The sequence below is a fragment of the Bacillus sp. iso_77 genome, assembly GCF_056173625.1.
Genome location: NZ_CM149683.1, coordinates 2,016,609 through 2,029,300, shown reverse-complemented (window position 1 = coordinate 2,029,300; position 12,692 = coordinate 2,016,609). Strand labels below are relative to the sequence as shown.

Genomic DNA, 12,692 nt, shown 5'->3' with positions numbered 1-12,692 from the left:
ATGAAAAAATTGAAGATCGGAATCACTTGTTATCCGAGTGTTGGCGGTTCGGGCATTATTGCCACAGAGCTTGGAAAACGTTTAGCTGAAAAAGGGCACGATGTTCATTTCATTACCTCAAGTATTCCGTTTAGACTCAATAAAGTGTATCCGAATATTTATTTTCATGAGGTGGATGTCACTCAATATGCTGTGTTTCAATATCCGCCTTATGACCTTGCACTGGCAAGTAAACTCGCAGAAGTGGCAAAACGAGAGAAGCTTGATATTATTCATGCGCATTATGCGGTCCCTCACGCTGTCTGTGCGTTCTTAGCCAAACAAATGACTGGACAGTCTGTCAAAGTCGTCACCACCCTTCACGGGACGGATATTACGGTTTTAGGCTATGATCCATCTTTAAAGGAAGTTATCCGGTTTGCGATCGAATCATCTGACCGCGTAACGGCTGTATCACATTCATTAGCTGCGCAGACATACGATCTGATTAAACCGAATAAAAAAATTGATACGATCCATAATTTCGTCGATGAGCGCGTATATTTGCGTGAAGATCACGAAGTGCTGAAGACGCATTATGGTCTTCTGCAGGATGAGAAGGTCGTCATCCATGTATCAAATTTCCGTAAAGTGAAGCGGGTGCATGACGTAATCCATGTGTTTAAACAGATTTCTGAACAGGTGAATGCAAAACTGCTACTGATTGGGGACGGACCTGAAAAATCGGTTGTTTGCGAGCTTGTGAAAAAGCTTGGATTAACGGACCGCGTGTTATTTTTAGGAAAACAAGAGAAGGTGGAGGAGCTCTATTCGATTAGTGATTTGAAGCTGCTGCTTTCTGAGAAAGAGAGTTTTGGTCTTGTACTACTTGAAGCAATGGCATGCGGAGTACCTTGTATAGGAACAGACGTTGGAGGAATTCCAGAGGTGATTGCACATGGAGAGACAGGATTCCTTGTTCCGCTTGGTGATGTAGATGGAGCAGCAAAACATGCTATCTCTATTCTGAAAGACAATGCGCTCCATAAGCAAATATCGATGGCAGCCAAGTCTAGTGTTGAAGCCAATTTCTCTTCTGACAAAATTGTGAGAGAGTATGAAGAGCTTTACTTAGAATTGATCGAAGGTGATGTTGAAGATGAATGAACCATTCACACATGCGATCCCTATTTTACATACACTGCATGAACATGGGTATCAAGCTTATTTTGTCGGCGGTGCGGTGAGAGATGTCCTTTTAGGCAGGGAAATTGGGGATATCGATATTGCGACAGATGCCACACCTGATGTGGTGGAGTCTTTATTTGATAAAACAGTAGATGTCGGCAAAGAGCATGGCACTGTTATTGTGTTACTTGACGGAGTCAGCTATGAGGTCACTACGTTTCGGACTGAATCAGAATATGAAGACTTTCGCCGGCCTAAAGAAGTGGCGTTTATTTCATCACTAAAAGAAGATCTTTTAAGAAGAGATTTAACGATCAATGCAGTGGCCATGGATATTCATGGTGACATCATTGACCATGTAGGCGGCAAGCGGGATATGAAGCGAAGACGAATTCAAACGGTTGGAGATCCTGCATGCCGCTTTCAAGAAGATGCGCTTCGGATGATGAGAGCGGTGCGGTTTTTAAGCCAGCTCGGGTTTGAGCTTTCTAAAGAGACGGAAGAAGCAATGAAAAAAGATAAACATCTGCTTGCTAATATATCTGTTGAACGCAAAAAAATCGAAATGGAAAAACTTTTAAAAGGACGCTACTGTGAGCAAGCCATCAAGGTGCTCATCTCCACCAAATTGTATGAAGAATTGCCCGGCCTCAAAAAGGATCAGCTGAATGAAACGTTCCAAGCTTTCCCGTATTATTTATTGGATGGGTTAGATGAGGTGTGGGGAGCCTTTATCCATTTACTTGGTCTAGATGAGGCGGAGGCGGTGTCCTTTTTAAAAGAATGGAAGTTATCAACGAAACTTTTAAAAGAAGCCGTTGCCATTAGCAAATATGTTGATTGTGACTGGGATGCGGAAAAAATGTTTGAAGCTGGTGAACATGTCCTGCTTTCTAGTATGAAAATCACGCAACTCAAACATGAGCGCCGCATTTTCTTTGATGAGCTGGAGGCGGCGAAACGTTCATATGATGCGTTGCCGATTAAACAGCTTCAAGACCTTGCAGTGTCAGGAAAAGATTTAATGGCCTTTCGGCAAAAGCCAGCTGGTAAATGGATTGCAGAAGAGCTTTCTTCTGTAAAAAAAGCCGTTTTGCAAAACCAGCTTGAAAACCGAAAAGAAGCCATAGAGGAGTGGCTCATAGCGTGCGATCAGCGATTAGAAAACGATTAATTGAACTATTTACAGCATCTGAGCAAGATTTTGTCTCAAGCCAGCAAATATGTGATGAGCTTGGCTGCTCCCGAACGGCAGTATGGAAGCATATAGAGGATTTGCGAAAAGAGGGATATGAGGTCGAAGCGGTCAGAAGAAAAGGATACCGGCTGCTTCGTAAACCGGACAAAATTAGTGAAGACGAAATTCTGTTTGGTTTGGAAACAGAGCTGTTTGGCAGGCATATTTATTTTCAAGAAGAAGTCACCTCAACTCAGCTCATTGCCCATGACCTCGTCAATAAAGGAGCCCCGCACGGCTCGCTTGTTGTCAGTGATCATCAGACAAACGGAAAAGGCCGCCTTCAAAGAACGTGGCATTCACCAAATGGGACAGGCATTTGGATGAGTTTGATTCTCCGGCCGGAAATACCGCTGCACAAAGCGCCGCAAATGACGCTTTTAGCATCTGTCGCCATCGCTGAAGCCATAGCGCAGCAAACGGGTCTCAGTCCATCAATCAAATGGCCAAACGATATTTTGCTAAACGGAAAAAAGGTCGTTGGTATTTTGACTGAATTAAAAGCAGAAGCTGACCAAGTTCACGCAGTCATTATTGGTCCAGGCATTAACGTGAATCAGACGGCAAATGATTTTCCTGAAGAATTAAAGGATGTTGCGACGAGTTTGCAAATGGAGCTGGGTGAAAAGGTAGACAGAGCGGCATTGATTCAAACCATCATGTCCACCTTTGAAAAAAGGTATGATGAATATATGACTTATGGTTTTGCTCCGATCAAACAATTATGGGAATCGTATGCGATGACCATTGGAAAGCGTATCATCGCACGCACCGTCAATGGACAATATGCTGGAACGGCGCTTGGGATTAATGATGAAGGCGTTCTTTTACTCGAAACGGAAGACGGAATCCAAAACATCTACTCCGCTGACATTGAGATCAAGTCAACTTAAGTGGAACACCCGGCACATTTTTGATATACTTCGTGTGGGCAGTATCTGAAAAAGAACTGTACCTGTTAGGAAGAAAAATTCGATAAATTTCTGCCTTGATCCTAAGGGACTTGGACAGAGGGATGATTCGTCTGCACATGAGAGATAAAAGCGTGTGAGATCAGACAAGCCATCTCCTCTCCAGAATGAGGAGGAACAAATGAAGACAAAGTTAGATTTTTTCAAAATGAAAGAACAAAACGAACCTATTGTGATGCTGACAGCATACGACTATCCAGCTGCAAAGCAAGCGGAAAAAGCGGAAGTCGACATGATCTTAGTTGGTGACTCACTTGGGATGGTTGTCCTTGGACTTGATTCCACAGTGCAAGTGACGATGGATGATATGATTCATCACACAAAAGCAGTCAAAAGAGGCGCAAAAGACACATTTGTTGTGACGGATATGCCATTTATGTCTTATCATTATTCATTAGAAGAAACGATGAAAAATGGAGCACGCATTATGCGAGAAAGCGGTGCTGATGCCTTAAAGCTTGAAGGTGGAGACGGAGTATTTGAATCCATCCAAGCACTTACAAGAGGCGGTATTCCTGTTGTAAGCCATTTAGGGCTCACCCCCCAATCAGTCGGTGTCCTTGGCGGCTATAAAGTGCAAGGAAAAGACAAAGAGAGTGCACAGAAATTGATTGAAGATAGTCTGAAATGTGAGGAAGCGGGCGCCATCGCTCTTGTGTTAGAGTGTGTACCTGGTGAACTGACAAAACGGATTACTGACATGCTAAAGATTCCTGTGATCGGAATTGGGGCAGGGGCTGAAGCAGATGGACAAGTTCTTGTTTACCATGATGTGGTAGGGTACGGCGTGTCTAGAACACCTAAATTTGTGAAACAATACGCGCAAATCGATGCTGTATTAGAAGAAGCGCTCATACAATATACAAAAGAAGTAAAAGCACGCACATTCCCAGAGGATGCTCATACCTTTCATATGAAAGAAGAAGTCCTTGATGGTTTATATGGGGGATCAAGGAATGAAGGTTGTCTCCCATATTCATGAACTAAAAGAAATGATCAAGCAGCATCAAAAGAAGCAGCATTCCATTGGATTTGTCCCTACAATGGGTTTCCTTCATGAAGGACATCTTACGCTTGCAAAAGAAGCAAGAGATCAAAATGACATCGTAGTGATGAGCATCTTTGTTAATCCATTGCAATTTGGACCGAATGAAGACTTTGAATCCTATCCAAGAGATATGAAAAGAGACCAGCGTCTTGCCGAAGAAACTGGAGTAGATATATTATTTACACCTGATGTGAAGGAAATGTACAAAGACGAGCCATCGATTACGATGACTGTTCAAAAGCGTACAGACGTCTTATGCGGGAAGAAGCGCCCAGGACACTTCGACGGCGTTGTCACGGTGCTGACAAAGCTGTTTCACCTTGTCGCACCAACCAATGTATACTTTGGTCTAAAGGATGCACAGCAAGTCGCTGTTATCGATGCGATGATCAAGGATTTCTTTTTTGATCTTCACCTTGTGTCTGTTCCTACTGTTCGAGAAGAAGACGGTTTAGCGAAAAGTTCAAGGAACGTGAATTTGTCTGAAACAGAAAGGCAAGAAGCACCTGCTTTATACCGGGCATTAAAAAAAGGACAGACAGCTGTAGAAAATGGTGAACATGATGTAAATCGTATTTATCAATTAGTGGAAGAGGAGATTCTTCAAACGAGTGGAGTAATCGATTATATTGACATTTACTCCTACCCAGAACTTGAACCCCTTCAGCACTTAACGGGCCAAGTGATCATTGCCATTGCTGTGAAGTTCTCCCGGGCAAGACTGATTGATAATGTGATTTTCCATGTTCCTGAAAGCGGTGAAAAACATGTATAGAACTTTTATGACCTCGAAACTTCATAAAGCGACAGTGACTGAAGCAAACTTACACTATGTAGGCAGTATTACCATCGACGAAGATTTGCTTGATGCGGCAGGCATGATGGCAAATGAAAAAGTGCAAATTGTCAATAATCACAATGGTGCTAGACTTGAAACATATATCATTCCTGGAGAAAGAAAGAGCGGTGTCATTTGTTTAAACGGTGCGGCAGCAAGATTGGTTCAGCCAGGAGATGAAGTCATTATTATCGCTTATGGGATGTTGTCAGAGGAAGAAGCGAAATCGCACACACCTAAAGTGGTCGTGTTAAATAAACAAAATCAAATTGAACAAATGATTGGGCAAGAGCCTGCGAGAACGATTTTATAACGCACGCTCACATGGAAACAGAACAGTTTCATCATAAGGAAGCTGTTCTGTTTCAGCTATATTGCCCAGAGTGTGTTTCACTATGAGTGGAACGAGGAATTGAGGTGTCCATTTTATGACCGATCAAAGGTTTGTTGTCGTTGATATTGAAACCACCGGGAATTCACCAAAAAAAGGTGATAAAATCATTCAAATTGCTGCGGTGGTCATTGAAAATGGACAAATTGTCGAACGGTATTCAAAATATGTGAACCCAGGGAAAACGATTCCTGGATTTATTGAACAGCTGACAGGTATTAAGCAGCACATGGTTGATGACGCGGTGTTTTTTGAGGACATTGCCCAAGAGGTGTATGATCTCATACAGGGCGCTTATTTTGTTGCGCACAATGTTCATTTTGATTTGAACTTTTTAAACGATGAACTAAAAGCATGCGGGAAACATGAGCTGGATGTGCTAGCGATTGATACGGTTGAAATTTCTAGAATTCTTTATCCTGAGCTTGAAGGTTATAAGCTAACTGAATTAAGCGAAGAGCTCATGCTTCCACATGACCACCCGCACAGAGCGGATAGTGATGCGGAAGTTACTGCCATGTTATTTTTAACCTTATTACATCAATTAAGGAATACACCGCCAAATGTGTTAAAACAGCTGCGCAGATTATCCTCTTATCTTCTAAGTGATATAGGACTTTTAATTAAGCAGCTTGAAACCAATCACTCTAGTCAGGATGATTCGCTTGTAGAAGTAGGATCTTTTGCTGTGAAAGATGTGACCAATCCTATCACTGAATCGACATATGCAGTAGGCGCTGACGACGAGCAACTGTTTGAGGAGATAAAAGAGAAGCTTCCTCAAACATTAGAAGGCTATGAAGTAAGAGAAGGCCAGCTCACGATGATGAACAAAGTAAGAGATGCGTTCCATGAAAGAGCTTATGCGTTAATTGAAGCGGCGCCAGGAATCGGGAAAACACTCGCTTATCTTATACCAGCTGCTTTAGAAGCAAAGAAATCAGGAAAACCTGTCATTATCAGTACATATTCTATTTTACTGCAGCAGCAGATGCTTCAGCGCGATGTTCCGCTACTCAAGCAATTGCTCCCATTTGAGCCAGCCGCCTGTGTGTTTAAAGGGCGGGCACATTATATTTGTTTAGATAAGTTTGAGCATGTCCTGCATGAGGAAGATGATAACTATGATGTTGTCTTAACAAAAGCGCAAATTTTAATGTGGCTTCTTGTCACTGAAACAGGTGATTTGTCTGAACTGAATTTACCGTCAGGAGCTGCAAATATAAAAGACCGTATCTCTTGTGTGCACATGCCATTTACATCGAAAAAACGCCGTTTTAAAGAACATTGTTTTTATGAACGGGCTAAACGAAAGGCTCAAACCGCTGATTTAATTTTGACGAATCACCGTCTGCTTTTATCTCAAACAGAAGGAGCTTCTATCTTTCAGCATGCAGATGTCTATGTGATTGATGAGGCCCACCAATTTGAAAAAACAGCCAATGAAACGCTAGGTGACAGTGCGTCTTATATCCAGCTTCATGCGAAATTAACGCAGCTTGGCTCTTTGCATGGCGGGCTGCTTAAGAAATTGAAAAAGAGATTTCATGGGGCAGGTTTATCAACTGACACCTTTATTGAAATGGACGAGTATCTTCAGCAGCTTCAGATGGAAAGTGACGCATTTTTTAGTACCGTACATTCTTTTGTCAAAAGGACAAAACCAAAAGCGGACATCAATCGTCTCATTCATAGAGTCCGTCATCATTCAAAACATGCTCAGTGGGTCCGAATTAAAGAATCAGCGAGTAAGCTTTGTTCGTTATTGATTGCTTGTGAGAAACTGTATGAGCAGCAAAAAAATGAGTTGCTTCACAAAAGTGATCAGTTCATAGAGCAGTTTGCATTTGAAGCAGAAGAATACGATCAAGTGATGTCATTTATGCAGACATTCTGCAGTACGCTGTACCGGTTTATCTTTGAACCAAACAATGATGAAACCGTTTGGATTGAGATTGATGCAAAGGGTGCCAAGAATGCTGTCTTTATGCACGCGCAGCCGCTGGATACAGGGGAGCTGCTAGCTGATCGGTTCTTCATGAACAAAAAAAGCGTCGTCCTCACATCAGGGACGCTTACCATCAATCAACGCTTTGATTATTGCTTGGAACGATTTGGTCTGCAAGATTTTTACCCACACCTTGTCCAAATTGATTCACCTTTTGAACTTGAAAAACAGCTTAAGGTCGTTGTACCGGCTGACATGCCGCCGATCACAAACCGTGATGAACGCGAATATGTGAAGCAAGCTGCAAATTATATTAAGATCATGGAAAAGCAGGATCAAGCGAAAATATTGGTGTTATTTAATTCACATGAGATGTTAAAAGCAGTGTATGAAGAGCTGAAATCAGAAGGTATGCAATCGGCCTTGTTTGCTCAAGGTTTGACAGGCGGCAGCCCTGTAAAATTGACAAAAATGTTCAAATTGGCTAAGCAGGCCATCTTGCTAGGAACAGGGAGTTTCTGGGAAGGTGTGGATTTTCCTGGCTCAGAGCTAACGACCGTCATTATGGCAAGGCTTCCTTTCCGACCACCCGATTCACCGCTCATTGAAGCAAAATGTGAAGCTGCAAAAAAACAGGGGAAAAATCCGTTTAAAGCCGTCGCTCTCCCGGAAGCTGTGTTAACGTTTAAGCAAGGAGCCGGCCGCTTGCTGCGCTCGGAAAAAGACATCGGAACATTGCTGATTTTAGACCGCCGAGTGAAAACCGCTTCGTATGGAAAACTATTTTTAGAATCACTTCATCATGCGCCAGTTCACGAGATGTCCAAAGAGTCGCTTGAGGCGTATATAGAAAAGCTTAACAACGAAAAGCCGCTGTCATAAGCGGCCTTTCACTGGTGTGGGTTTGGAGTTAATTTATCGTAACGGCTTTTTATGTTCCGTTGTAAAAATAGTATCGGTTCTCACATTGAAAAGTATGACTAACAATATTTACGTACCGAGGAGGAATTAGAAGTGGAAAGTAAAATAGAGGTACTTTCAACTGTTCAAATTAAGCATTCAGAAGACCTATACAAAATCGTCGATTTGCTGAACAGAACGCTTAAAAGGGAAGATCTTATGTTTGGATTAGCATTAGATCAAGAAGATCAAAATCAAGCGATATTTACCATATATCGCACATAGGGGAAGCTTGACATGAAAAAAATAGTTTGGATTATTTCATCCATTGCTGCGCTCGTTTTACTCATTGGCATCATTAGCTTTTCGTGGATTTATCAAATTGCCATGGGACAAAAAGAAGAAGGTCATGAGGCAGCGATTGAACGAGCAAAAAAGCAAGCATCAATAGAACAAGTAGAGCAAGTGGATACCTTTGTTGGGAAAGAAAAGCAATTTATTGTGGAAGGTAAAAACAAACAAAACGAAGCGATCTATGTGTGGGTACCTGCCAGCAAAAAAGAAAAAGTCATTGCTAAAAAAGCAAAAGAAGGCATTACTTCAAACCAAGCAGTACAAGCCGTTCAAAAGGAGAACACCATTTCTAAGCTAAAAAATGTTCAATTAGCACGAGAAGGTGACGTCCTCCTTTGGGAAGTAACGTACTTAAATGAGAACAACCAATATAGTTTCAGCTATGTTGATTTTACGACAGGACGAGTGGAAAAAAATTTAACACCGTAGTTTCTTCTGTCTTGCGTTGACCATGCTGATTTAGAACGGTTATAATAAAATGTATGAAAAAAGAATCACACCTATCTAACAAGGTGAGTTTCTTTCTGGCTTTGGAGGGAAATATGTTGAAAACAACTATTAATCAAGTGTTCAAACACGTCGATGAAGAAGTAACAATCGGCGCATGGATTGCCAATAAACGTTCAAGCGGGAAAATTGCATTCTTGCAGCTTCGCGACGGGACAGGTTTTATTCAAGGAGTCGTTGTAAAAGCAGAGGTAGAAGAGGAAGTCTTTAAGCTTGCGAAATCAGTGACACAAGAGACATCGGTCTATGTCACAGGACAAGTAACTAAAGACGAACGTTCACCACTTGGTTTTGAATTACAAGTGAAATCCATTGAAGTGATTCACGAAGCAACAGATTACCCAATTACACCAAAAGAACATGGAACAGAATTCTTAATGGATCACCGTCATTTATGGCTGCGCTCTAAAAAACAGCATGCCATTATGAAAATCCGTAACGAAATTATTCGTGCTACATATGAGTTTTTCCATCAAGAAGGCTTCGTGAAAGTGGATCCGCCAATCTTAACAGGAAGTGCTCCAGAAGGAACAACAGAGCTGTTTGCTACTAAATATTTTGATGAAGATGCATACCTTTCTCAAAGTGGACAGCTTTACATGGAAGCTGCTGCGATGGCACTCGGAAAAGTATTCTCATTCGGTCCAACATTTAGAGCAGAAAAATCGAAAACAAAACGTCATTTAATCGAGTTCTGGATGATCGAGCCTGAGATGGCATTTGTTGAATTTAATGAGAACCTTGAGTACCAAGAAAATTATGTGTCTCACGTTGTTCAAAGTGTACTTGAAAATTGTAAAGTAGAACTGCACACACTTGGCCGTGATACAGCAAAATTAGAAAACATCAAAGCACCATTCCCGCGCATCACATATGATGAAGCGATTAAATTCTTGCAGGATAAAGGATTTGATGACATTGAATGGGGAGATGATTTCGGTGCGCCGCATGAAACAGCGATCGCCGAAAGCTATGATAAACCAGTCTTTATCACTCATTACCCAACCTCATTAAAACCATTTTATATGCAGCCTGCACCAGACCGTGATGATGTCGTCCTTTGTGCAGATTTAATTGCGCCAGAAGGCTATGGAGAGATTATCGGCGGTTCTGAACGTGTTCATGATTTAGATCTGCTTGAAGCAAGATTAAAAGAACATGGGTTAGATCAAGAAACGTACAAATGGTACACAGAATTAAGACAGTATGGTTCTGTACCACATTCAGGTTTTGGTCTTGGACTTGAACGAACAGTTGCTTGGATTAGCGGAGCGCCGCATGTGCGTGAAACAATTCCATTCCCAAGATTATTAAACCGTTTATATCCTTAAGACGTGAAAGCCTCCAACATATGGAGGCTTTTTCAAACGTCTTAAGGGCAGCACGTATGAGAAAACGTGATATACTGAAAGTGAAGAGGTGTATCCGATGAAAAGGCAGCAATTTATAGATATGCAGAAAATGGGTTCGACCAGTTTGCCTAATTTGCTGATTGCCCATTATGAGCAATTAGGACTGAATGAATCACAAATGATGGTCATGTTAAAGATTAAAATGAATGAAGAACAAGGCGTCTTTTTTCAAACATTTGAAGAGCTTTCACATGGTATGACCATTTCGGCCGAAGAATGTGCTTATATGGTGCAGTATTTGATTCAAAAAGGGTTTATTTCGATCCAGCCGTTTGAAGACAGGTCTGGTATTCAGCATGACCGTTACTCGGTAGAACCCTTATGGGGTGTGCTGTATGACTTTTTAGAAGCAAAACAGGCGAAAGACCTGCAAAAGAATCATGTGCAGGCTGAAAAATCTTTATATGCGCTATTTGAAGATGAGTTTGGCAGACCACTTTCTCCTCTTGAAGGGGAGACACTCTCGATTGGATGGACCAAGACCATCATGATGCTGAGATGATTCGTCTTGCTCTAAGAGAAGCTGTTTTATCAGGGAAATTAAATTTTCGCTATATCGATCGAATATTGTTTGAGTGGAAAAAGAAAGGGCTGAAAACAGCGGAAGAAGCGCAAGAGCATAGCCAGCATTTCCGTTCGCAGCAAAAAGCCCCACCTTCAAAAGAAGAAACATCTTCATATAAAAGACAAGTTCCTTTTTATAATTGGCTGGAACAATAACCAATAAAGGAGAAGGCATGTTATCAAAAAAACAAATCAATGAATGTTTAGATATTATAGGAGATATGTTTCCAGAAGCTGAGTGTGAGCTTGTTCATTCCAATCCATTTGAACTAGTGATTGCTGTCGCACTCTCAGCGCAATGTACAGATGTTTTGGTGAACAAAGTGACCAAACATCTATTTCAAAAATATAAAACACCAGAAGACTATTTAAGTGTGCCGCTTGAAGAGTTGCAGCAGGATATTCGTTCGATCGGTCTTTATCGTAATAAGGCAAAAAACATTCAAAAATTAAGCCAAATGCTGATTGAAGATTATGGCGGTGAAGTGCCAAGAGATCGAGATGAGCTAATCAAGCTCCCAGGGGTTGGACGGAAAACAGCAAATGTCGTTGTGTCTGTCGCTTTTGGAATTCCCGCCATTGCAGTAGATACACATGTCGAGCGCGTCAGCAAACGACTTGGGATTTGCCGCTGGAAGGATTCTGTTCTTGAGGTAGAGCAAACCTTAATGAAGAAGGTGCCAAAAGAGGATTGGTCCGTGACCCATCATCGTCTCATTTTTTTCGGCAGATATCACTGTAAGGCGCAGCGGCCACAGTGTGAATCTTGTCCACTTCTTGATATGTGCAGAGAAGGGCAGAAGAGGCTGAAAAAAGGGCTGGTGAAGCTGGCATGAGCGGAGCAGCTGTTTTCACCTCATATGTCGAAAAGCTAAAAGAGAAAAAGGTAGAGATAAGCGGCGAAAAAAAGGATATATTAAGAATCAATCCACTCGCATTTGATCTATCTTCAGAACCTTTACTAGATGTGCAACCGTGGCAGAAAACGGAAGAATTTGTTCCTTTGATGTTTGATCTGTGGAATGAATTAAAAGACAACATGCTTCCTCGCTTTCAAACGAGAAAATCTCGGTGTGAAGAGGATGATATGCTGCAAGGCATTGTCAGTATGATTGCAATGTTTTACTGGATCAAAGGAGAGAGGCTTCAAACCGTTGATTGGGAGGAAATTAAACAACAGACGTTTCCAGTAGCCCCCATTAACTGGACAGAACGATTAGAGTTTATTTTGCTTAAACCTACTCAATATCATTGCTTTATTCAATTGGACGAGTTATACACAGAGCTCAAAAAGCAGTATGGAAAATACGAAGCACTCAGAAAGTTAAAACAAAATCGTTAAAAAAGCACTTGCC

Annotated in this window: 12 protein-coding genes and 1 pseudogene; all 13 read left to right on the top strand. The window is 41.6% G+C overall.

The window, feature by feature from the left end; genetic code table 11:
- The 13 genes and pseudogenes from bshA (at position 1) to AC0VYC_RS10190 (ending at position 12,679) form a co-directional block, all read left to right on the top strand.
- The gene (gene bshA / locus AC0VYC_RS10250) at positions 1 to 1,146 is read left to right on the top strand and encodes an N-acetyl-alpha-D-glucosaminyl L-malate synthase BshA (RefSeq protein WP_024718520.1); all 1,146 of its coding nucleotides are present in this window, start codon (positions 1 to 3) and stop codon (positions 1,144 to 1,146) included.
- On the top strand, positions 1,139 to 2,341 hold the full coding sequence (locus AC0VYC_RS10245) for a CCA tRNA nucleotidyltransferase (RefSeq protein WP_047945931.1): 1,203 nt from the start codon (positions 1,139 to 1,141) through the stop codon (positions 2,339 to 2,341). Before bshA ends, AC0VYC_RS10245 begins: the two co-directional genes overlap by 8 nt.
- Positions 2,314 to 3,297, top strand: a complete 984-nt coding sequence (locus AC0VYC_RS10240; protein WP_327871820.1) for a biotin--[acetyl-CoA-carboxylase] ligase — start codon at positions 2,314 to 2,316, stop codon at positions 3,295 to 3,297. Before AC0VYC_RS10245 ends, AC0VYC_RS10240 begins: the two co-directional genes overlap by 28 nt.
- Positions 3,298 to 3,496: 199 nt before the next feature.
- On the top strand, positions 3,497 to 4,357 hold the full coding sequence (gene panB, locus AC0VYC_RS10235; RefSeq protein WP_475388400.1) for a 3-methyl-2-oxobutanoate hydroxymethyltransferase: 861 nt from the start codon (positions 3,497 to 3,499) through the stop codon (positions 4,355 to 4,357).
- Complete coding sequence (gene panC, locus AC0VYC_RS10230; RefSeq protein WP_475388398.1) at positions 4,332 to 5,198, top strand: pantoate--beta-alanine ligase; 867 nt, start codon at positions 4,332 to 4,334, stop codon at positions 5,196 to 5,198. Before panB ends, panC begins: the two co-directional genes overlap by 26 nt.
- The gene (gene panD, locus AC0VYC_RS10225; RefSeq protein WP_017359738.1) at positions 5,191 to 5,574 is read left to right on the top strand and encodes an aspartate 1-decarboxylase; all 384 of its coding nucleotides are present in this window, start codon (positions 5,191 to 5,193) and stop codon (positions 5,572 to 5,574) included. The genes panC and panD overlap by 8 nt, the downstream gene beginning before the upstream one ends.
- 115 nt (positions 5,575 to 5,689) lie before the next feature.
- On the top strand, positions 5,690 to 8,482 hold the full coding sequence (gene dinG, locus AC0VYC_RS10220; RefSeq protein WP_268431914.1) for an ATP-dependent DNA helicase DinG: 2,793 nt from the start codon (positions 5,690 to 5,692) through the stop codon (positions 8,480 to 8,482).
- A 132-nt stretch (positions 8,483 to 8,614) separates the two neighbouring features.
- Positions 8,615 to 8,785, top strand: a complete 171-nt coding sequence (locus tag AC0VYC_RS10215; RefSeq protein WP_008344594.1) for a YpmA family protein — start codon at positions 8,615 to 8,617, stop codon at positions 8,783 to 8,785.
- Between the two features lie 12 nt (positions 8,786 to 8,797).
- A complete protein-coding gene (gene tseB / locus AC0VYC_RS10210) occupies positions 8,798 to 9,283 on the top strand; it encodes a cell wall elongation/penicillin-binding protein regulator TseB (protein ID WP_144679437.1) in 486 nt (161 codons plus the stop codon).
- Positions 9,284 to 9,399: 116 nt separating this feature from the next.
- Positions 9,400 to 10,692, top strand: a complete 1,293-nt coding sequence (asnS, locus tag AC0VYC_RS10205) for an asparagine--tRNA ligase (protein WP_024718525.1) — start codon at positions 9,400 to 9,402, stop codon at positions 10,690 to 10,692.
- Between the two features lie 97 nt (positions 10,693 to 10,789).
- Positions 10,790 to 11,493: pseudogene (locus AC0VYC_RS10200) on the top strand (DnaD domain-containing protein).
- Positions 11,494 to 11,510: 17 nt separating this feature from the next.
- The gene (nth, locus tag AC0VYC_RS10195; RefSeq protein WP_008344602.1) at positions 11,511 to 12,173 is read left to right on the top strand and encodes an endonuclease III; all 663 of its coding nucleotides are present in this window, start codon (positions 11,511 to 11,513) and stop codon (positions 12,171 to 12,173) included.
- A complete protein-coding gene (locus AC0VYC_RS10190) occupies positions 12,170 to 12,679 on the top strand; it encodes a YpoC family protein (RefSeq protein ID WP_396466922.1) in 510 nt (169 codons plus the stop codon). The genes nth and AC0VYC_RS10190 overlap by 4 nt, the downstream gene beginning before the upstream one ends.
- Positions 12,680 to 12,692: the final 13 nt, after the last annotated feature.